22 protein-coding genes are annotated in these 21,013 nt (G+C 65.9%); 15 read left to right on the top strand and 7 right to left on the bottom strand.

The annotated features are described in order from the left end of the window. The first annotated feature begins 90 nt into the window (after positions 1-90). From rph to VO57_009855, 4 genes are read left to right on the top strand one after another with little or no spacing between them, the layout of a single operon-like run. On the top strand, positions 91-804 hold the full coding sequence (gene rph, locus VO57_009840; GenBank protein XBL68439.1) for a ribonuclease PH: 714 nt from the start codon (positions 91-93) through the stop codon (positions 802-804). Continuing rightward, the gene (gene rdgB / locus VO57_009845; GenBank protein XBL68440.1) at positions 801-1,427 is read left to right on the top strand and encodes an RdgB/HAM1 family non-canonical purine NTP pyrophosphatase; all 627 of its coding nucleotides are present in this window, start codon (positions 801-803) and stop codon (positions 1,425-1,427) included. The genes rph and rdgB overlap by 4 nt, the downstream gene beginning before the upstream one ends. A 40-nt stretch (positions 1,428-1,467) precedes the next feature. After that, the gene (gene hemW / locus VO57_009850; protein ID XBL68441.1) at positions 1,468-2,631 is read left to right on the top strand and encodes a radical SAM family heme chaperone HemW; all 1,164 of its coding nucleotides are present in this window, start codon (positions 1,468-1,470) and stop codon (positions 2,629-2,631) included. Continuing rightward, positions 2,628-3,536: a tyrosine recombinase XerC gene (locus VO57_009855; GenBank protein ID XBL68442.1), complete on the top strand. Its 909-nt coding sequence runs from the start codon at positions 2,628-2,630 to the stop codon at positions 3,534-3,536. The genes hemW and VO57_009855 overlap by 4 nt, the downstream gene beginning before the upstream one ends. On the opposite strand, the gene VO57_009860 is transcribed toward VO57_009855, so the two are convergent. After that, positions 3,533-4,138 carry a DedA family protein gene (locus VO57_009860; GenBank protein ID XBL68443.1) on the bottom strand — a complete coding sequence of 202 codons (606 nt, stop codon included), beginning with the start codon at positions 4,136-4,138 and terminating at the stop codon, positions 3,533-3,535. The genes VO57_009855 and VO57_009860 overlap by 4 nt on opposite strands. Positions 4,139-4,338: 200 nt before the next feature. On the opposite strand from VO57_009860, the gene VO57_009865 reads away from it, so the two are divergent. After that, on the top strand, positions 4,339-5,079 hold the full coding sequence (locus VO57_009865; GenBank protein ID XBL68444.1) for an SIMPL domain-containing protein: 741 nt from the start codon (positions 4,339-4,341) through the stop codon (positions 5,077-5,079). A 132-nt stretch (positions 5,080-5,211) separates the two neighbouring features. Here the strand turns inward: VO57_009865 and gshB are convergent, their stop codons facing one another. The 3 genes from gshB to rsmI all read right to left on the bottom strand — a co-directional run bounded on the left by gshB (position 5,212) and on the right by rsmI (position 7,488). Then, the gene (gshB, locus tag VO57_009870) at positions 5,212-6,183 is read right to left on the bottom strand and encodes a glutathione synthase (GenBank protein ID XBL68445.1); all 972 of its coding nucleotides are present in this window, start codon (positions 6,181-6,183) and stop codon (positions 5,212-5,214) included. Positions 6,184-6,280: 97 nt separating this feature from the next. Then, positions 6,281-6,637: a YraN family protein gene (locus VO57_009875; GenBank protein XBL68446.1), complete on the bottom strand. Its 357-nt coding sequence runs from the start codon at positions 6,635-6,637 to the stop codon at positions 6,281-6,283. Next, the gene (gene rsmI / locus VO57_009880; protein ID XBL68447.1) at positions 6,634-7,488 is read right to left on the bottom strand and encodes a 16S rRNA (cytidine(1402)-2'-O)-methyltransferase; all 855 of its coding nucleotides are present in this window, start codon (positions 7,486-7,488) and stop codon (positions 6,634-6,636) included. The genes VO57_009875 and rsmI overlap by 4 nt, the downstream gene beginning before the upstream one ends. 39 nt (positions 7,489-7,527) lie before the next feature. Here rsmI and VO57_009885 point away from each other — a divergent pair, with 39 nt between their 5' ends. Then, on the top strand, positions 7,528-8,763 hold the full coding sequence (locus tag VO57_009885) for a penicillin-binding protein activator (protein XBL68448.1): 1,236 nt from the start codon (positions 7,528-7,530) through the stop codon (positions 8,761-8,763). A 71-nt stretch (positions 8,764-8,834) separates the two neighbouring features. Next, positions 8,835-10,823, top strand: a complete 1,989-nt coding sequence (parE, locus tag VO57_009890) for a DNA topoisomerase IV subunit B (protein ID XBL68449.1) — start codon at positions 8,835-8,837, stop codon at positions 10,821-10,823. A gap of 100 nt (positions 10,824-10,923) precedes the next feature. On the opposite strand, the gene VO57_009895 is transcribed toward parE, so the two are convergent. Next, on the bottom strand, positions 10,924-11,265 hold the full coding sequence (locus tag VO57_009895; GenBank protein ID XBL68450.1) for an endonuclease domain-containing protein: 342 nt from the start codon (positions 11,263-11,265) through the stop codon (positions 10,924-10,926). 188 nt (positions 11,266-11,453) lie between these two features. Here VO57_009895 and VO57_009900 point away from each other — a divergent pair, with 188 nt between their 5' ends. Further along, the gene (locus VO57_009900) at positions 11,454-11,975 is read left to right on the top strand and encodes an RNA polymerase sigma factor (protein XBL68451.1); all 522 of its coding nucleotides are present in this window, start codon (positions 11,454-11,456) and stop codon (positions 11,973-11,975) included. Continuing rightward, positions 11,965-12,537, top strand: a complete 573-nt coding sequence (locus VO57_009905) for a hypothetical protein (protein ID XBL68452.1) — start codon at positions 11,965-11,967, stop codon at positions 12,535-12,537. The genes VO57_009900 and VO57_009905 overlap by 11 nt, the downstream gene beginning before the upstream one ends. Positions 12,538-12,563: 26 nt before the next feature. Here VO57_009905 and VO57_009910 read toward each other — a convergent pair whose 3' ends face one another. After that, positions 12,564-13,778: a bifunctional alpha/beta hydrolase/OsmC family protein gene (locus VO57_009910; protein ID XBL68453.1), complete on the bottom strand. Its 1,215-nt coding sequence runs from the start codon at positions 13,776-13,778 to the stop codon at positions 12,564-12,566. Positions 13,779-13,881: 103 nt separating this feature from the next. Here VO57_009910 and VO57_009915 point away from each other — a divergent pair, with 103 nt between their 5' ends. The 3 genes from VO57_009915 to VO57_009925 all read left to right on the top strand — a co-directional run bounded on the left by VO57_009915 (position 13,882) and on the right by VO57_009925 (position 17,248). Further along, positions 13,882-15,201, top strand: a complete 1,320-nt coding sequence (locus tag VO57_009915) for a serine hydrolase (protein ID XBL68454.1) — start codon at positions 13,882-13,884, stop codon at positions 15,199-15,201. A 71-nt stretch (positions 15,202-15,272) separates the two neighbouring features. After that, positions 15,273-16,118 carry a MoxR family ATPase gene (locus tag VO57_009920; GenBank protein XBL68455.1) on the top strand — a complete coding sequence of 282 codons (846 nt, stop codon included), beginning with the start codon at positions 15,273-15,275 and terminating at the stop codon, positions 16,116-16,118. A 74-nt stretch (positions 16,119-16,192) separates the two neighbouring features. Continuing rightward, positions 16,193-17,248, top strand: coding sequence for a hypothetical protein (locus VO57_009925; protein XBL68456.1), 1,056 nt, complete (start codon positions 16,193-16,195; stop codon positions 17,246-17,248). Positions 17,249-17,278: 30 nt separating this feature from the next. Here VO57_009925 and VO57_009930 read toward each other — a convergent pair whose 3' ends face one another. Continuing rightward, complete coding sequence (locus VO57_009930; protein ID XBL68457.1) at positions 17,279-18,331, bottom strand: L,D-transpeptidase family protein; 1,053 nt, start codon at positions 18,329-18,331, stop codon at positions 17,279-17,281. Positions 18,332-18,492: 161 nt separating this feature from the next. On the opposite strand from VO57_009930, the gene VO57_009935 reads away from it, so the two are divergent. From VO57_009935 to VO57_009945, 3 genes are read left to right on the top strand one after another with little or no spacing between them, the layout of a single operon-like run. Beyond that, positions 18,493-19,674, top strand: coding sequence for a VWA domain-containing protein (locus VO57_009935; protein XBL68458.1), 1,182 nt, complete (start codon positions 18,493-18,495; stop codon positions 19,672-19,674). Positions 19,675-19,704: 30 nt separating this feature from the next. Beyond that, positions 19,705-20,076: a hypothetical protein gene (locus VO57_009940; protein XBL68459.1), complete on the top strand. Its 372-nt coding sequence runs from the start codon at positions 19,705-19,707 to the stop codon at positions 20,074-20,076. 34 nt (positions 20,077-20,110) lie between these two features. Continuing rightward, a complete protein-coding gene (locus VO57_009945) occupies positions 20,111-21,007 on the top strand; it encodes a DUF817 domain-containing protein (GenBank protein ID XBL68460.1) in 897 nt (298 codons plus the stop codon). Positions 21,008-21,013 lie beyond the last annotated feature (6 nt).

The following is a 21,013-nucleotide window of genomic DNA, read 5'->3' on the forward strand; positions in this document are numbered from 1 at the left end:
GGGGGTGCTGGTGATGCAGCATGTCCACTGGCCACCCGATGAATAGGCCGCTAGGGCGCTCGCGACCATACAGACCAGAGGATTTCCCCCATGCGACCTTCAGGCCGCGCGCCCGACCAAATGCGCGCTATCTCCATCGAAACCGGTTTCACCAAGCACGCGGAAGGCAGCTGCCTGATCAGCTTCGGCGATACCCGCGTGCTGTGCACCGCCAGTGTCGAGAACTCCGTACCGCCGTGGATGCGCGGCAAGGGTGCAGGCTGGGTCACCGGCGAATACTCGATGCTCCCGCGCGCGACGCACACCCGTGGTAGCCGCGAGGCGGCGCGCGGCAAGCAGTCGGGCCGGACGCAGGAAATTCAGCGCCTTATCGGGCGTTCTTTGCGCGCTGTCGTAGACATGAAGAAGCTCGGTGAACGCCAGATCACGCTCGATTGCGATGTCATCCAGGCCGATGGCGGCACGCGCACAGCGGCGATTTCCGGCGCGTGGGTCGCGCTGCGGCTCGCGATCGACGGCCTCAAGAAGTCGGGCGCGATCCTTGAAGACCCGATCACCGGCAAGATCGCCGCGATTTCCTGCGGCGTCTATAAGGGCACCCCGGTGCTCGACCTCGATTACGACGAAGACAGCTCGGCCGATGCCGATGCCAACTTCGTGCTGATCGAAGGTGGCAAGATCGCCGAAGTGCAGGCCACCGCCGAAGGCGCGGCCTATGACGAAGAAGCGCTGCTGCGCCTGCTCCGCCTTGCGCAGATGGGCTGCGGCGAAATCTTCAAGGCACAGGACGCGGCGGTGAAATGACTCGCCGTATCGGCTCGGGCAAGCTCGTCATCGCGACGCATAATGCGGGCAAGCTGAAAGAGATTTCGGCGCTGCTCGCACCTTATGGGGTCGAGTGCATCTCCGCCGGTGCGCTCGGCCTGCCCGAGCCCAAGGAGACGGGCACCACCTTCGTCGAGAACGCGCTGCTCAAGGCGCGGGCGGCGGCGGAAAGCTCGGGCATCGTCAGCCTCGCCGACGACAGCGGGCTGTCGGTCGCCGCGCTCGATGGCCGGCCCGGCGTCTACACCGCCGACTGGGCCGAACGGCAGTGGTTCGAAGGCGAGCCGGGCCGCGACTGGTACATGGCGATGGGCAAGGTCGAAGGCCTGCTCGCGCAGCAGGGGCCGGACGTGGATCGCAGCGCGGCGTTCCACTGCACGCTGGCGCTCGCCTGGCCCGATGGCGAATATGCGGTCTACGAAGGGATCGCGCCCGGATCGCTCACGTGGCCGCCGCGCGGGAAGCTCGGCTTCGGCTACGATCCGGTGTTCGTGCCGAATGGGCGCGAGCAGACATTCGCCGAGATAGAGCCTGCGGAAAAGCACACGATCAGCCACCGCGCGGACGCCTTCGCCAAGCTGGTCGCCGAGCAGTTCGGCTAACTCGCTGGCCATCGCGGCCCGCGCCACCTAGATTCGCTCCATGCCCGCAGCAGACGATCTTGCGCTTTATATCCACTGGCCCTTCTGCCTGAAGAAGTGCCCCTATTGCGACTTCAACAGTCATGTTCGCGATGATGTGGATGCCGACGCGTGGCAGGCGGGGCTGCTGGCCGACCTGGCGCACGAGCATGCGCTGACGCAAGGCCGCCGCGTAGGCTCGATCTTCTTCGGCGGCGGCACGCCCTCGCTGATGCCGCCCGCGCTGGCAGGTTCGCTGATCGAGCAGGCACAGCGCCTGTGGGGCCTCGCGCCCGATGCCGAGATCACGCTCGAAGCCAATCCCACCTCTTACGAGGCGGGCAAGTTTGCGGATTTCCGCGCCGCCGGGGTCAATCGCGTGTCGCTGGGCGTGCAGTCTCTGCATGAAGAGGCACTGGCCTTTCTCGGGCGCGAGCATAGCGCTGCCGAGGCGATGGCAGCGGTCGAGAGCGCGCAGGGCCTGTTCGGGCGCGTCACCTTCGATTTGATCTACGCGCGCCCCGGTCAAAGTGCCGAGGCGTGGGAGGCGGAGCTGGCGCGCGCCCTCGCCTTCGGGACCGAGCATCTATCGCTCTACCAGCTGACGATCGAGCCGGGGACGGGCTTTGCCGGTGCCGTGGCGCGCGGGCGGCTGACCCCGATGGACCCGGACGAGGCCGCCGACCTGTTCGTGCAGACGCAGGAGCAGATGCGGGCTGCGGGCCTCCCGGCCTACGAGATCAGCAACCATGCACGGCCTGGTGCCCAGAGCCATCACAACCTCACCTATTGGCGCTACCGCGACTATGTCGGGATCGGTCCGGGCGCGCATGGGCGGCGTGGTGGCATGGCGACGATCCGCCACAAGAAGCCCGAGGCGTTCCTGCGCCGTGTTGGCGAGAACGGGCACGGCATATCCGAAGAGCGCGCGCTGGGCCGCGAAGAGCAGTTGAGCGAAGCGCTGCTGATGGGCCTGCGGCTAGCCGAGGGGCTCGATCTGGCGGCGCTTGCCACTCGGTTCGGGACGACGCCTGATGCGCTTGTCGATGCAGACCGCGCCGCGTTCTACGCCGATCTCGGGTTCGTCGAACTGGACGGCGACCGGCTGACGATCACCCCGCAGGGCATGCCGCTGCTCGACGCGCTGCTGGCGGAGCTGGTCCCGGCGCACCTCGTCGCGGCATGAGTGGGTTGCTCGCCCGCTGGGAGAGCCATCTTGCGACCGAGCGCCGCCTGTCGCCGCATACCGTGCGCGCATACATCCGCGCCGCCGAGCGGTTGCTGGAGGAGACGCCTGCGACCGACTGGCAGGGTGTTGCCAGGCTAGGGGCCCCGGCCCTGCGCGCCCAGCTCGCCCGCCGCCGCGCCGATGGCCTGTCCAACCGCTCCGCCGCGCGCGAGCTCTCTGCCCTTCGTGCCTTCCTTGCCTTCGCCCGCGCCGAGGCAGGCTTCGACGACGCGCAGGCACCGCGTCTGCGCGGCCCGCGGATCAAGCGCACCCTGCCCCGCCCGGTGACGCCCGACGAAGCGCTCCATCTCGCCGAGAGGATCGGCGAGGAGCGGCGCGAGGAATGGACGGGCCTGCGCGATCGGGCGGTGCTGCTACTGCTCTACGGCGCAGGGATGCGGTTGGGCGAAGCTCTCTCGCTGACCGGCGAACACGCGCAGATCGGCGAGACGATCCGCGTCACCGGCAAGGGCGGCAAGACGCGCGTGGCCCCGATCCTGCCCGCGATCCGCAGCGCGATTGCTGCCTATGTCGCCGCGTGCCCGCATGATCTCGCACCCGACAAACCCCTGTTCCGGGGCCAACGCGGTGGCCCGCTCTCTCCGGGACTGGTGCAGAAGGCGATGGCACAGGTGCGCGGCGAAATCGGCCTGCCCGCCAATGCCACGCCGCACGCGCTGCGCCATTCCTTCGCCACGCATCTGCTCGGCGCGGGCGCGGACCTCAGGAGCCTGCAGGAACTGCTCGGCCATGCGAGCCTCGGCTCGACGCAGATCTATACCGAGGTGGATGCGGCAAGCCTGCTCGACACCTATCGCAACGCGCATCCCAGAGAGAAGAAGGCGCCCGAACGGGGCGACTAACGCTCGGCGCGCGGCTTCCATGTGTAGAGCCGCCACCCGTAACCGGCGACCGCCAGCAGCAGCGAGCCGATTACGATCCATCCGACCAGATCCTGGATCTGCGAGAAGGTGCCGACCAGCCAGCGCGTGCCGTAGATCAGGATCGCATTCCAGATCGCCGCGCCCGCCGTGGTGAAGACCAGGAATTTCCAGAGCTTCATGTGAGCGAGACCCGCCGGGAGCGAGATCATCGTGCGCATCACCGGGAAAAACCGCAGGAAAAACACCGCCCATTCGCCGCGCTGCTTGAAGAAGCGCGATGTGCGCTCGATGTCTTCCCATTCCAGCGTCAGCCACCGGCCCCAGCGCTCGATAAACGGCCCCAACTTTTCGTAGCCGACCCGGTCGCCGAACCAGAACCAGCCGTAATTGCCTGCAACCGTGCCGATGGTCGCGAAGATCAGCAGCGGCCAGAAGCTCATCCTGCCATTCTCGATCGCGAGCGCGCCCGCGCCCATGATCGCCTCCGACGGAAGCGGCGGGAAGATGTTTTCGAGGGCCATGAGAACGGCGATGCCGAAATAGCCGAGCCGCTCGACGATGGAGACTATGATCTCGTCCATGGGGCACCAATGCACGGGACGGCGGAAAGTTACGGCGCGGCTTGGGAGATTTTTCGCTAGTGCGCTCAAACGGTTCACCGATAAAATGACACGTTTCATCGCTCATTCATCTCGTTTCATCGATAGGATTGCACGGTTTATCGCAGGGCGAACCAGCCAATCGGGGCTCCGCCGCTGCGACCTGTCGAGGAGAATGAGGGATGGCCGGGTTTAGGGAAGACAATCGTTTCGTGGTGCTGGGTTCCGTCGCGATCGTGATGGTCGGGCTGATGGGCAGCGGCTTCCTGCTCGGCGATGGCTTGCGCCGCGCGAAAGAGGCCGACCGCGAGGTGACCGTGAAGGGCGTGTCCGAACGCGACGTCACCGCCGATATCGCCACTTGGTCGATCCGCTTCTCCGACACCGGCAATGATCTGGCGAGCGTGCAGGGATCGGTCGACCGGCAGGCGCAGGCTGTGCGCCAGTTCTTCACCGAAGCGGGCTTCAAGCCGAGCGATTTCACCGACAGCGACATCTCGCTGATGCGCGATCAGCAGCGCGATGCCTATGGCAATCCGCTCCCCGAAAGCCTCACCGTCTCACGCACGATCCAGCTGCGCACCAATGACGTCATGAAGGCTCGGGCGGCCTATGCGAAGCAGGCCGACCTGCTGCGTGCCGGGGTCGAGATGGGTGGCGGTTCGGTCAACTACACATTCACCGGCCTCAACGAGTTGAAGCCCGACATGATTGCGGAGGCCAACCGCAGCGCGCGCCAAAGTGCGCAGCAATTCGCCAACGACAGCGGCGCGTCGGTCGGCAAGATCAAGACCGCCAGCCAGGGCTATTTCTCGATCAGCGCGCGCGACGGGGTCGACTGCGAATATTGCGACTCGAGCGGTGCGAATACGCTGTTCCAGAAGGTCCGCGTGGTGACGACCGTGGCGTATGAGTTGAACTAAACGCGCCGGGACGCGACCCCCAACCAACCTATCAGCGCAATCCGTTCGTGCTGAGCTTGTCGAAGTGCGGACGGATTGCTCGGCGCCCCTTCTCTCGCCCTTCGACAGGCTCAGGACGAACGGCGGTCCATCTCACATCTCGCGATGCCGCCTCTCGGTCGCGTCCCACAGGGCGCCTGCAGTGTCGGTGCCGTTGAAACGGTCGATCGCGACGATCCCGGTGGGCGAGGTCACGTTGATCTCGGTCAGCCACTCGCCGCCGATCACGTCGATGCCGACGAACACCAGCCCGCGACGCTTCAGCTCGGGCCCCATTGCGGCGCAGATCTCCTCTTCGCGCGCGGTCAGCTGCGCGGCCTCGGCCGAGCCGCCCTGCGCGAGGTTGGAGCGGAACTCGCCCTCGCCCGGCTTGCGGTTGATCGCGCCTGCGACTTCGCCGTCGACCAGTACGATGCGCTTGTCGCCCTCGCTCACCGTCGGCAGGAAGGCCTGCACCATGTGCGCCTCGGGCCACTGGTTGTCGAACACCTCGGACAGCGCGGACAGGTTCGTACCGCTCTCATCGATCTTGAAGATCGCCTTGCCGCCATTGCCGTGCAGCGGCTTGACCACCACCGCGCCGTGTTTCTTCTGGAACGCCTGAATATCCGCCAGCCTGCGCGCGATCAGCGTGGGCGGCATGAAGCGTGCGTAATCGAGCACGAACATCTTTTCGGGCGCGTTCACCACCTCGCGCGGATCGTTGACCACCAGCGTGGTGCCCTTCAGCCGGTCGAGCAGGAAAGCGGCGGTGATGTAGCCGAGGTCGAAGGGCGGGTCCTGCCGCAGCCAGACGACGTCGATGTCCTTCGCGAGGTCGATGATGCGCCGCTCGCCCAGCCATTCAAAGTGATCACCCCCGACGCGCTTCACGCGCACAGGGCGCGCGAAGGCGGTGATCTTTCCGGCGGGCGAGCCGTCGCTTTCCCAAGCGAGGCTTTTCACATCGTAATGCCACACCTCGTGCCCGCGCTCCTGCGCCGAGAGCATCAGCGCGAAGCTGCTATCGCCCGCGATCTTGACGCTCTCGATCGGGTCCATCTGGAAGGCGGTGCGTAGGGTCATATTCGGCTTTCTCCGTTCGTCCTGAGCCTGTCGAAGGGCGAACAGGCCTCGCGCTGGAAGTTCGCGGTTCGACAGGCTCACCACGAACGGTGATGTTTCACGGCATCCAAGCGTTCGCGATGTGGCGAGGGTGCGCGCCGGGTGCAAGCAGGATCACGTCGATCCGTATGTCCTCTCCATCGTTCGCATATTCATGAGCCACCGCGCCCACTGCCGCCGCGACCCGCGCCAGCCGCCGCTCGTCGATCGCAAGGTCGAGGTCGGGCACGCTGCGCCGCCACTTCACCTCGACGAAGGCGATCAGATTTTCGCGCCGTGCGACAAGGTCGATTTCGCCCAGCGGCGTCTTGCGGCGACGGTCGATGATCTCCCACCCCTCGCCCTCCAGCCAGCAGGCAGCCTCTTTCTCCCCGCCGCGACCGGCCTTTTCGGCGCGTTCGCGTTTCTGGCTCATCCGCGCAGTTCCATCGCCCGGGCATAGAGCGCCTTGCGGTCCGCACCGGTCGCCTTGGCCACTTTGGCCGCGGCCTGCGAAGCCTTCTCGGTCTTCAGAGCCTCGCGCAGCAATGCATCGACATCCTCCGCGCTCGCCTCGGTCTCGTGCGGAGGTTCGACCAGCAGCACGATCTCGCCCTTGGGCGGCTTGGCTTCGTAATGCGCGATCAGCGCCGCAGGTGTATCCACCCGGCATTCCTCGTGCAGCTTGGTCAACTCGCGCGCCACGCCCACCCGGCGGCCGGGCAGCGCGGTGTCGATCGCGGCGAGCGATTTCGCCAGCCTTCCCGCGCTCTCGTAGAACAGCAGCGTCGCATCGATCCCGCCGAGTTCGGCCAGCATGTCGCCGCGCGCCTTGTCCTTCACCGGCAGGAAACCTGCGAAAAGGAAGCGGTCGCTGGGCAGACCCGCCAGCGTGATCGCGGCGATCGCGGCGCACGGGCCGGGGATCGTCTGCACCTCCACCCCCGCCTCGCGCGCGGCGTTGACCAGGCGGTATCCGGGGTCGGAGATCAGCGGCGTGCCCGCGTCGCTGACCAGCGCCACGGCGCGGGTCTGCATGCTCTCGATCAGCCGCGCCCGGTCCCGCTCCTCGGCATGGTCGTTGTATCGCCACAGCGGCTTGGACAGGCCGAGGTGCTTCATCAGCTTGCCCGTGACGCGCGTATCCTCGCACGCAACACCGTCGCACCGCGAAAGCACGTCGACTGCCCGCAAGGTTATGTCGCTCAGATTGCCAATCGGGGTCGCGACGATATACAGGCCCGGCGCAAGCGCGGCGTTCGGATGGGCGTCGCTGGTATCGTTCACGAATCCAGCCATGGACCAACGCAGGGGATATTCGCAAGCATGATGGGCTCCACCAAGACCGGCTTGATCCACTGCCGCCGCCTGATCCTCACGCTCGGCATGGGCCTGCTGCTCGCCGGGTGCCAGATCATCCCGCAGGTCGATCCGCCCTATTCCCCGCCGCCTCCCTCGCAGCCGACGGGACAGCAGGGGACGACCGACGACCGGCGGACCCCGCCCCCGATCGATCGCAGCCGCCCCACCCCTCTGCCGCAGGAACCGGGCGACAGCACCCGCCACCGGGTCGCGCTGCTGGTGCCGACCACGGGGGACAACGGGCGCGTCGGCCAGTCGATCGCCAATGCGACGACGATGGCCCTGCTCGACACCAATGCCGACAGCCTGCGGATCACCACCTACGACACCGCCGACAATGCCCGCGAGGCCGCGCGCCGCGCGGTGGCGGACGGCAACCAGCTGATCCTGGGCCCGCTGCTGGGCAGCAATGTCGCCGACGTGCTGGCCGAGGCGCGCCCGCGCAATATTCCGCTGATCGCCTTCTCCAACGATGTCAGCGTGGCCTCGCCCGACGTGTACCTGATGGGCCTGTCGCCCTCGCAGTCGGTCGCGCGCACGGTCCGCTTTGCGCAGAGCCAGGGCGCACGCACCTATGGCGCGCTGGTGCCCGAGGGCGAGTATGGCCGCCAGGCCGAGTTGGCCCTGCTCGAAGCGCTGCGCGGCGTCGGCGGTAGCCTGGTCGCGACCGAACGCTATTCGCGCAACGACGGCTCTGCCGCGAGTGCCGCGCGCCGCCTGCGTGCACGCGGCGGGTTCGACACGGTGATGATCGCCGACAGCCCCCGGCTCGCAATCATCGCCGCAGCCGAGCTGCGCGACGAGACCGGTGCCGGCCCCCGCCTGCTCGGCACCGAATTGTGGAGCGGCGAGAGCGCTATTCCCGCCGCCGGAGTGATGCAGGGCGCGCTGTTCTCCGCCCTCTCCGATGCGCGCTATCGCCGCTTTTCGGAAAGCTACCGCAGCCGCTTCGGCGATTCCCCCTACCGGATCGCGACGCTGGGCTATGACGGCGTGCTGCTCGCGTTGCGGGTGGCGGGCAATGGCTGGCAGCCGGGCCGCCCCTTCCCCACCGGTCAGCTGACCGATGCGGGCGGCTTCCTCGGCCTCGACGGTGCGTTCCGCTTCAGCAGCGACGGCACTGCCCAGCGCGCGCTCGAAGTGCGCGAGGTGCGTGACGGGCAGGTCGTGGTGGTCTCCCCCGCGCCCGAGAGCTTCTAGCACGCGGAAATTGCGGACATCGCGCCCCTTCCGGCTTGTTATAGTCGGGTCGGACGCGCACATTCACGACCATGTCCGATGATCTGTTCGAAGGTACGCCGACCTCCAGCGGCGATTACGATTCCTCCTCGATCGAGGTACTCGAAGGGCTGGAGCCCGTGCGCCGCCGCCCCGGCATGTATATCGGCGGGACGGACGACCGCGCGCTGCACCACCTCGCCGCCGAGGTTCTCGACAACTCGATGGACGAGGCGGTCGCGGGCCACGCGACCCGGATCGAGGTCAAGCTGGAAGAAGGCAACCGGCTGACCATCGCCGACAATGGCCGTGGCATGCCGATCGACGAGCATCCCAAGTTCCCCGGCAAGTCGACGCTGGAGGTGATCCTTTCCACCCTCCACTCGGGCGGCAAGTTCTCCGGCAAGGCCTATGCGACCTCGGGCGGCCTGCACGGCGTCGGGGTCAGCGTGGTCAACGCGCTGTCCGAACACACCCGGGTCGAGGTCGCGCGCGACAAGACGCTCTATGCGCAGGAATTCTCCAAGGGGCAGACGCTGGGCCCGATCGAGACGGTCGGCGCGGCGCCCAACCGGCGCGGCACCACGGTCAGCTTCACGCCCGATCCGGAGATATTCGGCCCGCGCCAGTTCAGTGCCAAGCGGCTGTTCAAGCTCGCGCGCTCCAAGGCCTACCTCTTCGCCGGGGTCGAGATCCGGTGGAAATGCGCCCCCAGCCTCGCGACCGACGATGTGCCCGAGGAGGAAACCTTCAAGTTCCCCGGCGGGCTTGCCGACCATCTGACGCAGCGCGTTGCCGGGCGCGAATGCGTGACCGCGCAGCCCTTCGCCGGCAGCCAGGATTTCCCGAGCGTCGATGGCGTGTCCAACGGGCGCGTCGAATGGGCGATCGCCTGGCCGCTGTTCTCGGACGCGGCGACCAGCTGGTACTGCAACACCGTGCCCACGCCCGATGGCGGGACGCACGAGCAGGGGCTGCGCAATGCACTGACCAAGGGCCTGCGCGCATTCGGCGAACTGGTCGGCCAGAAGAAGGCCAAGGACATCTCCGCCGACGACGTGATGGCGGGTGCCGAGGTGCTGCTGAGCGTCTTCATCCGCGATCCGCAGTTCCAGAGCCAGACCAAGGACCGGCTGACCAGCCCGGAAGCGACCAAGCTGGTCGAGAACGCGGTGCGCGACCATTTCGACCACTTCCTCGCCGACAATATGGAGCGCGGGAAGGCGTTGCTGGGCGAGGTGATGGAGCGGATGGACGAACGCCTGCGCCGCCGGGCGGAGCGCGAGGTCAAGCGCAAGACCGCCACTAATGCGAAGAAGCTGCGCCTGCCGGGCAAGTTGACCGACTGTTCGGGCGAAGGCGACAAGGAAACCGAGCTGTTCATTGTCGAAGGTGATAGCGCCGGAGGCAGCGCCAAGCAGGCGCGCGACCGCAAGACGCAGGCGATCCTGCCGATCCGCGGCAAGATCCTCAACGTCGCCAGCGCCAGCGCGGACAAGATCCGCGCCAACAGCGAAATCGCGGATCTGATCCTCGCGCTCGGCTGCGGGGTGCGCAAGGATTGCGACGCCGACCAGTTGCGCTACGACCGCGTGGTCATCATGACCGATGCCGACGTCGACGGCGCGCACATCGCGACGCTGCTGATGACGTTCTTCTTCCAGGAGATGCCGGATATAGTCCGCAAGGGGCACCTGTTCCTCGCCCAACCGCCGCTCTACCGCCTGACCGCGGGCAAGGAGAGCCGCTATGCCCGCGACGAGGAGCACCGGCGCGAGCTGGAAGAGACGGTGTTCAAGGGCAAGAAGATCGAAATCAGCCGCTTCAAGGGCCTCGGCGAAATGAACCCCGCGCAGCTGCGCGAGACCACCATGCATCCCGACAGCCGCAGCCTGATCCGCATCACCCTGCCCCCCGAGTTCGAGGACCGCGCGGCGGTGAAAGAGCTCGTCGGGCAGCTGATGGGCCGCAATCCGGAGCACCGCTTCCAGTTCATCCAGAACAAGGCAGGCGATCTGGATCGGGAGCTGATCGACGCTTGAGGGTTGTTGCCCCTCATCCAGGTGTCGCTAGTCACTGGCGTGACAAGCTCTGCCATCCTTCCCCAACGGGAGAAGGATATGCAGGCTTGGCGCGAAGCGCTTAGCCGGAGTTGGATGAGGGGCCTACCTGCCGCTCCAGTTCCGCCAGCACGCCATCGGTATTGTCCAGCACCTCGTTGTTCCAGAACCGCACAACACGATAACCTTCGCCTTCCAGCCATTGGATGCGCGACCGGTCGACCTCTTCGGAATGCTGGCCGCCGTCGAGTTCGATGACGAGCTGAAATTCGTGGCAATAGAAGTCGACGATGTAATGGCCGAGCGGGACCTGCCTGCGGAATTTGAGATTGCGGAACTGACGATTGCGGAGGTGCGACCAAAGCAGCGCTTCGGCATCGGTCGATGCCTTGCGTAGCGCGCGGGCGCGCTTGACTGGTTTCATCGACTCCCACCCCTCATCCAACTGCGACTAGGCAGCAAAGCTGCCAAGTCTTCATATCCTTCTCCCTCGGGAGAAGGATAGCTGAGCTTGTCGCGACAGCGACTAGCGATGCTTGGATGAGGGGGCTTGCCGACAAAAAAATCCCTTGCCCCCTGTAAGAAATCCGCTCCTTGGCCGACTAAAGGGGCATGACCGGGCAACAGGCCAGACTCTACCACCAGGCGGGCGAGCAGTTCGCTCCCGCAATCGCGCGGCTCGCGCGGGCGATGGAGCGCGATGCGGACAAGGCGCGCGATCTGGAGCAGGACATCCATCTGGAGCTGTGGCGCAGCTTCGAACGCTTCGATGGCAATTGCGCGCTCAAGACCTGGGTCTTCCGCGTCGCCCATAATGTCGCGGCGGACCATGTCGGGCGCGATGCGCGCAAGCCTGCCACCGTCGATATCGATGAACTCGACAGCCTGACCGCGACCGGTGAAGGCGAGGTTGCGCGGGCCGAGACCCATGCGCTCCAGCGCCTCCACGCCATCATCCGCACCCTCCCCCTGCTCGACGCGCAGGTGATCCTGCTGTGGCTCGAAGGCCATTCGGGGGCGGAGATCGCGGAGGTTACGGGCCTCTCCAGCGGCGCGGTCGCCACCCGCCTCTCGCGGTTGAGGGAGAAACTCGCCGCGCAATTCGAACTTCCGGAGATCGACCATGACCGATGATCTCAAGCAGATCTGGCAGACCGAGGGCGCTGCCGAAACCTTCACCAAGCCGGAGAATCTCATGGACCGCAGCAGTACATTCGAACGCAAGATCCGTCGGCGCAATATCCTGGAATATGCGGCGGGCGTGCTCGTCCTGCTCGCCAGCGTGCCGACATGCCTGATGTTCGCAGGGATGGGCGAATGGTTGCTGGCCGGATCGATGGGGCTGATGGTCCCGGCGACGCTGTTCGTCCTGTGGAACCTGCACCGCCGCGCATCGAACCTCGCGCGTCGTCCGGAAGAGGACTGCCGGAGCCATCTGAGCGCGCAGTACCGGCGGCAGGCGGAGGCGCTGCGCAAGGTTCCTCTATGGTACGTCGCGCCGTTCGTGCCCAGTGTTTTGGGCGTCTACGGCACGGTCGCGATCAAGGCGATGGGGGTACGCCCGGCAGCCGAGATCATCGAGAGGATCGGCTTGCCGCTGGGCGCGACGCTGGCCTTCTTCGGCTTTGTCATCTGGCTCAACCTGCGTGCCGCGAAGGCGCTGCAACGGCAGGCTGAGGAGCTGGAGGCGGCGTGACCCGCCAACCCGCCCTATCCTCCGCCCTACTCGCCGCGCGTGGTATGGATGTGCAGGGTGCCTTCCAGGGTCCGGTGGACCGGGCACTTGTCCGCGATCTCGATCAGCCTGTCGCGCTGCTCGGCGGTCAGATCGTCGCCCAGCAGGGTGATTTCGCGGTGGAGCGCCTGGACCTTCGCGTCGTCTTCCTCGCAATGGTCGCAGTCGCGCCCGTGGTCACGCTCGTGCGTCACCGCCACCCTCGCGCCCTCGAACGGCAGACCCTTGCGATCCGCGTACATCTTCATCGTCATAGCGGTGCAGGTGCCCAGCGCTGCGTTCAGCAGGTCGTAGGGCGTGGGTCCGGTATCGTCGCCGCCATGGCCGCGCGGCTCGTCGGCGACGAAGCGGTGCGAGGGGGTGTGCACCTCGGTGCCGAACTTGCCGTGGCCGGTGCACACGACAACGCCTGTTTCCGGATGCGGCCAGTCCGCCTTCATCGGCAGGTAGCGTGCGCCCCACGCGGCGATGATGTCCGCGATGAAATGCGCGTCGTCCGCCCTGGTCAGCAGATGATCCGCTTCGCCAAGGCTGATGAAGCTCTTCGGGTGACGCGCCGCCTCGTACAGCGCAGAGGCGTTCTCAATCCCCACGATCTGGTCGGTCGGCGAATGGGCGATCAGGATCGGCAGGCGCAGGCGGCCGACCACCTCGGGCAGGTCGATCGCGCGGGTCCGGTCGAGGAATTCGCGGCTGAGGTGGAAGGCACGCCCGCCGATGGTCACCTCGCCCTGCCCGTCACGCTCGATCGCGGCGAGATCGCCGTTGATGTTGCCGAGCACGTGCGGAACGTCGGACGGCGCGCCGATCGTGGCCACGCCCGCGATCCGATCGTGCCCGATCATGTCCGCCGCGGCCAGGACCGCCGCCCCGCCTAGGCTGTGCCCGATCATCAGGATCGGCCCGCCGAACCGGGTGCACAAATGATCGGCGGAGGCGACCAGATCCTCGATATCGCTGGCAAACCCGGCGCGGCCGAAATCGCCGCCGCTGCCGCCCAGCCCGGTAAAGTCGAACCGCAGCGTCGCGATCCCCTGCCGGGCGAGCGCGCGCGTCACCTCGACCGCCGCCTTGCTCTGCTTGGTGCAGGTAAAGCAATGCGCGAACACCGCCGCCCCGCGCACCAGCCCGGTCGGCATTTCGAGCGCCCCGGCGAGGTCGTAGCCGCGCGCGGTCGCGATGGTGATCTGTTCGGTGGGCATATCGGGAATCCTGAGAAATCTGAGCGATGGCGTGTAGCCATTTCGCCCAGTCGTGCAAATTTTGTCACGCAAATCGTTAGGCAACCGCAAGGGGAGAACCAGCATGCAAATCCAGACACTTCGCGCAATGATGATCGGGACCGCGCTGGCCGCCGCCAGCCTCGCCGCGACTGCCAGCCCGGCCTACGCCCAGACAGGCACCGAAGCGAGCGAGGGGGCCGCACTGCAGGCCCGCCTCGAAGCGCGCGCGGACGACGTGATCGCGGTCATCAATGGCGAGAAGCCGGCCGACGAGGTGTTCGCCCCGGCGTTCCTCGCGCAGGTTTCGCCCGAACAATTCGCGCAGATCAGCCAGCAGATGACCTCGCAGTTCGGTGCTGCGGTGGGCGTCGAAACGGTCGAGCCGGTCAATGCCAGCACGGCCAAAATCACGCTGCGCTTCGAAAAGGCGCTGGCGAGCGGGCCGCTGGGCCTGCAGGCGCAGGCGCCCTTCCTGGTCGAGACGCTGTTGCTGCAGGATTTCCAGCAGCTGGATGACGGGCCGGACAAGATCGACGCGGACATCGCCGCGCTTTCGGGCAGTACGGCGGCGTGGTTCGGTCCGCTCGATGGTGAGGCGATCTACAGCTATGGCGATCCGGCAAAGCCCTACGCACTGGGCTCCGCGTTCAAGCTTTACGTCCTCGCCGCGCTGTCGCGCGCGGTGAGCGAGGGGCGGCTCGCGTGGGACGATGTCGTGCCACTCGATGCCAAAAGCTTCCCCAGCGGCATCATGCAGACGTGGCCCAGTGGCACGCCGGTGACGCTCCAGACTGCGGCGATCCTGATGATCTCGATCAGCGACAACACCGCGACCGATCTGGTGATGCGCACGGTCGGGCGCGATGCGGTCGAGGCGGAGATGCGCGCCAGCGGCCACGCGGGCGGCGGCAAGACGCTGCCCTTCCTCACCACGCGCGAGATGTTCTCGATCAAGGCGGGTGACATGGGCGAAGCCTATGCTGCGGCGGACGAGGCGCAGCGGCGCGCGATGCTCGAAACGCTCGACAGCGACGAACTGACCCGCAAGCGGGTAATGGAGGTGTTCACCTCGGGCACGCCGGTGCTGATCGAGGATATCGAATGGTTCGCCAGCATGCGCGACGAGCTGGGCCTGATGCGCCTGCTCGCCGATCTGCCAGAGGATACCGCGCGCCGGATCATGAGCGTCAACACCGCGCTGAGCGAGGCGGAGAGCGAGGGCTGGAGCTATGTCGGCTACAAGGGAGGGTCCGAGGCCGGGGTGCGCAACCTCTCGTGGCTGCTGCGCGATGGCGACGGGCGCTGGTACATGCTGGCGATCAGCCAGATGGACCCCGCGAGCGAGATCGACACCACCGCACTGCTGATGATCGCCAAGCGCATCCTCACGCTCAAGGAATAGGCGCGGCCCCTTGCAGCGCGCCGCGCAGGCCCCTAGCAAGTTTCGAAACAGGACTTGATAGGGCTCGGTAGATGGAACGTTTCGAAGGCACAAAAGACTATATTGCGACCGACGATCTGAAGGTGGCGGTCAACGCGGCGGTGACGCTGCGCCGCCCCCTGCTGGTTAAGGGCGAGCCGGGCACCGGCAAGACCGTGCTGGCGCACGAGATCGCCAAGGCGGTGGATGCTCCGCTGATCGAATGGAACGTCAAGTCCACCACCAAGGCGCACCAGGGCCTGTACGAATACGACGCGGTCGCCCGCCTGCGCGATGGCCAGCTGGGCGACGAGCGGGTTCACGACATCTCGAACTACATCAAGAAGGGCAAGCTGTGGGAGGCGTTCGAAAGCCCCGAGCTGCCCGTGCTGCTGATCGACGAGATCGACAAGGCCGATATCGAGTTCCCCAACGATCTGCTGCAGGAGCTCGACCGGATGAGCTTCGATGTCTACGAAACGCAGCAGCGGATCGAGGCGAAGGAACGCCCGATCGTGGTCATCACCTCGAACAACGAGAAGGAGCTGCCCGACGCCTTCCTGCGCCGCTGCTTCTTCCACTACATCTCCTTCCCCGACCGCGAGACGATGCGCGAGATCATCGAGGTCCACTTCCCCGGCATCCAGAAGAACCTCGTCACCAAGGCGATGGAGATCTTCTACGACATCCGCGAAGTGCCCGGCCTCAAGAAGAAGCCCAGCACCAGCGAACTGCTCGACTGGCTCAAGCTGCTGCTGAACGAGGACATGCCGGTCGAGGTGCTGCAGGACGCCAACCCCAACAAGGCGATCCCGCCGCTGCACGGCGCGCTGCTGAAGAACGAACAGGACGTGATGCTGTTCGAACGGCTCGCCTTCATGAGCCGCCGCCAGAGCTGAGGCTGCTTCGGGCAGCATATTCCAGCTAGGTCGAGCGTCAATCTTCCCATATGCTTCCCCGCGAGGGGGAGCATATGTCACGCCTGTCACTTCTGATTTTCATCACGCTCGGTTGCGCGACGCCGGTTGCAGCCGAGCCGCAGCCGCTCGACGTCGATCCGCAGGCGGACTGGGTTCACGAACCGACCGGGCTGAACTTTCCCGCGCGGATCAGGGACCTCGGTCGCGATCGGATCGTCAGCTATCTGGCGGACGAGAACAATATCGGCGCGACCTATTTTACCGCCGACGACAGCGAGATCCTGTCGGTTTTCGCTTATCGGGCCGGCAGCTACGATGTCTCAATGATGGCCGATGCAGCCATCAGCGCGATTTCAACTAACGATCGGTTGGGCACCATCGATACGGAAGGCGCGCTTTTTTCGACTTTCGGTGATGAGGCGATTGGCAAGGATAGCGGCGTCCTGGCGAGCTTTCCGGTGGATGGCCCCTACCGATCGACCGCACTGGCCCTGTTCCGCTCCGGCAACTGGCTGATCAAGCTGCGCCTGTCGTCGAAACAGGTCGATGCACAGACGCTCGACAAGCGACTGGCGCTGCTCGCTTCGGGCCTTCCGCTGACGCCCCCGCCCTACTCCGCACCGCCCGCATACCGGCTCGCAGATTGCGGAAGCGTGCCCGCGCACGGGCAGGTCGGTCGGCGAGAGCTGTCGACGACCGACTGGATTATTGCGACCACGGTAATTTCGATTTCCTACGACGAGAGCGTTCAGGACCAGATTGCTGAGAAAACGGGTCAGCACGACACCCCGCGCCTGTGCCGCGACGCTCGCTCGGAGCCGGGGCGCATGTTCTACCGCGAGGCGGAGAGCGGCGAACCTTCGGCGATCGTGTTCGGCGATTCCGGGACGGTAGCCAGTGTTGGAACCGCCGATATCTCGCTGGACAAGAAGACGCCGCCTCCGGTGATCCTCGCGATCGGGAACGGCATGAAAACCGAATTTTTCCAGGGCTTCGGGAGCATTCCGGGGTTCGATCAGATGATGCAGGTGCTCGAGAAGGGCCGCGTCATGGCGAGCGTCGAGCGTACCCCCGAAGGGTCCGCAATCACGCTTCCCCCGCCTGATTAGGTGTTTGGCAGGAGGGCCTTGCCCCCTCCCTTACTGCACCGGGAAGCAGTCCGTGCCCGCGCGCTTGAGCGAGCTGCATGCGGCAAAGGCACCGGGGCCGGTCACGCGCAGGCGGTAATATTGCCGCCGGTCGACCACCGCAGGGATGATCGCCTTCTCGTATTCGCCGAGTTCGGGATAGCGCGCGCTGATGCGCGACCAGTAGGCTTCCGCCTCGCCGGGGCTGCTCTTGGCTGCCAGCTGGATCGTCTGTCCGCGAGCGCGCGGGCGGGCCTGGTCGAGCAGGTCGACCGGCTGCGGAGCCGGGCGTGCCACCTCGGCCAGCGCCGGGCGCCGCCGCTCGGATCGGGCCGTTTGGGGCTGGGGCTGTTCAGCCCGCGCCAGTCGCGGTTCGCTCTCCTGTAGCGGCGTCATCTCTTTCAGCGGCGGCTCGGGTCGCTGGACCAGATGGCCCCGTGCACCCGGCAGCGGATTGGGCATGTTGAGCGCGACCCGCCTTGCCGTCTCGTCCGAGCCGACGCGCTGGTCGGTCACGACCACGGTGGTGGTCTCCGGCCGGGTCAGCGCAAACAGCGCCCGCGCGAAATCGGCGGGCAGGCGGATGCAGCCATGCGATGCGGGATAGCCGGGCAGCTTGCCCGCGTGGATCGCGATCCCGCCCCAGGTCAGCCGCTGCATGTGCGGCATGGGCGCGTTGGAATAGATGTTGGAGCGGTGGAAGGTCCGCTTCTGCAGGATCGGGAACATGCCCGATGGCGTGGTGTGGCCGCGCTTGCCGGTAGAGACGGGCGAGCTGTTCCACAGCACACCGTCCTTGAACACGTACATCGTCTGTGATGGCTTGCTGATCACGATCAGCACGCCCGATTTGAGCACCGCGTTCACCGCCGGTGGCAATGTCGCGCCGTCCACCTTCGTCGCAGTGGCGGCGGGCACCGGCTTCGGCGGCCGCGGCGGCACTTTCTGGACCACGGGGTTGGAGACGAATTCGATATTCTCCGCCGCATTGGCCGAAGTCTGAATCTCCAGCACACGCCCTGCCGACGTGACGAGCAGCAGCGCCGCACACAGCGCGGTCGCCAAGCTGATTATGGTAAAGCCCGCTTTAACCATATTTTCATTGATGGGGCTGCGGGCGATTCGGTTCAATGCTATTTGCGCAGACGAGCGCGATTGAGCGCGGGACTGTTGCCCCATTCCCTCCATCATCCTAGGCATGCTGGCTGCTGAAGGAGCGGTTGCCAGTGTTTTTGAATTTCGTCGACGAGCTGCGCGCAGCGGGCATTTCCGCCAGCCTCAAGGAGCATCTCACGCTGCTCGAGGCGCTCGACAAGGATGTGATCGAGCAGACGCCCGAGGCGTTCTATTACCTCGCGCGCGCCACCTTCGTGAAGGACGAAGGCCTGCTCGACCGGTTCGACCAGGTCTTCGCCAAGGTCTTCAAGGGCATCATGACCGACTACGGCCAGAACCCGGTCGAGATTCCCGAGGACTGGCTGAAGGCCGTGGCCGAGAAATACCTCACCGAGGAGGAAATGGCCGCGATCGAGAAGATGGGTTCGTGGGACGAGCTCATGGATACGCTCAAGAAGCGGCTCGAAGAGCAGAAGGAACGCCACGAGGGCGGCAACAAGTGGATCGGCACGGGCGGCACGTCGCCCTTCGGCCACTCCGGCTACCACCCCGAAGGCGTGCGGATTGGCGGCGAGAGCAAGAACAAGCGCGCCGTCAAGGTCTGGGAAAAGCGCGAGTTCAAGAATCTCGACAACACCAAGGAACTGGGCACCCGCAACATCAAGATGGCGCTGCGCCGTCTGCGCCGCTTCGCGCGTGAGGGCGCGGCGGACGAGCTCGATATCGACCAGACGATCCGCGGCACCGCCAAGCAGGGCTGGCTCGACATCCACATGCGGCCCGAGCGCCGCAATGCGGTGAAGCTGCTGCTGTTCCTTGATGTCGGCGGGTCGATGGACCCGTTCATCAAGGTGACCGAGGAGCTGTTCAGCGCGGCCACCAGCGAATTCAAGAACCTCGAATTCTTCTACTTCCACAACTGCCTCTACGAAGGCGTGTGGAAGGACAACAAGCGCCGCTGGCAGGAGCGGACCAAGACCTGGGACATCCTCCACAAGTTCGGCCACGACTACAAGATCGTGTTCGTCGGCGATGCCGCGATGAGCCCCTACGAGATCTCGCATCCGGGCGGCTCGGTCGAGCATATGAACGAGGAAGCGGGCGCGACTTGGATGCAGCGCATGACCAATACCTATCCCGCGACCGTGTGGCTCAACCCGATCCCCGAGCGGCAGTGGAGCTATTCGCAGTCCACCAGCATGATGAAGAAGCTGGTCAACGATCGCATGTACCCGCTGACGCTCGACGGGCTGGACGATGCGATGCGCGAGTTGAGCCGCAAGCAGGGTTAGGATATGCTTCGCGGTGGAGGAGAGCCCCCAATGCGTATCGCCATCGTACTTGCAGCGCCTCTGGTCCTGGGCTTCGCACCGGCCGAGCAGGCACCGGGTGCGCCTGAGGCGCTGCCCTTCGACATGCCCGGCTATTCGAAGCCTGCCCCGCTCGCCACGGGCGACCTCAAGGATTTCGTGAACCGCGCCACCTGCCGCGACACGATCGAGCAGGCGCGCGAGGAAAGCGGCCAGCCCAAGCTGGAAACGCAGCCTGCCGAGGCAGCCGAGCCGCTGCTCTACAAAGCGGTCGACCGCGATGTGGACGGGTGCGACGTGCTGGTGATGGCCGACGATACGGACGATATCCGCCCGGTGCCCGAAGGCGGCCCCGCGGTGATCCGGCCCGCCACGGGCAACTAGGCTTCCGCCAGACCGACCACAGCAGCTGAGATCGATGGCTCAAACCTTCGGCGCGAGCCGCTTCCAGCAGATTCGGCAGCGACTAGAAGCCTTCGATCCCGGCGAAGGCTGGCGGCTGTGGCTCTACGAGTTCCTGCTGTTCGGCTTCAAGCAAGGGTGGGCCTGCCTGTTCGGCGGGTTGCTGCTCGCGCTGCTGTTGGCGACGCACCTGTTCTATCCGGATGATGCCACCCTCGCCCGCTACGATTTTCTGACGCTGGCCGCGCTGGGCATCCAGATCGGCATGCTCGCCTTTCGTCTGGAGACTTGGGATGAGGCGAAGGTGATCCTGATCTTTCACGTGGTCGGCACCGCGATGGAGGTGTTCAAGACCTACGCCGGATCATGGGTCTATCCCGAGGCATCGCTGCTTAGGATCGCGGGCGTGCCGCTGTTCTCCGGCTTCATGTATGCCTGCGTCGGCAGCTATATCGCGCGCGTGTGGCGGATATTCGACTTTCGCTACACCCACTACCCGCCCGCCTGGACCACGTGGCTGCTGGCGGTCGCGATCTACGCCAATTTCTTCCTCCACCATTTCTGGATCGACCTGCGCTGGCTGCTGTTCGCGGCGACCGCGCTGATCTTCTGGCGCACGCGCATCTACTTCCGCAATTTCCGCGAACACCGCTGGATGCCGTTGCTGCTGGGCTTTGGGCTGGTCGCGCTGTTCATCTGGCTGGCTGAGAATATCGCGACCTTCGCCAATGCGTGGAACTATCCCGGGCAGGAGGCAGGATGGCAGCCGGTCGGGCCGGAGAAGCTGGGCAGCTGGTTCCTGCTCATGCTGATCAGCTTCGTGCTGGTCGCGCTGGTGCAGCCGGTCCGGCGTCCCGGCAAATCGTCGGCCCCGGATGCGAAACCGATAGCGGAGCAGCCGGCACGCGCCTAAAGCAGC

Source organism: Citromicrobium bathyomarinum, assembly GCA_001306305.2.
Classification (GTDB): Bacteria; Pseudomonadota; Alphaproteobacteria; order Sphingomonadales; family Sphingomonadaceae; genus Alteriqipengyuania; species Alteriqipengyuania bathyomarina.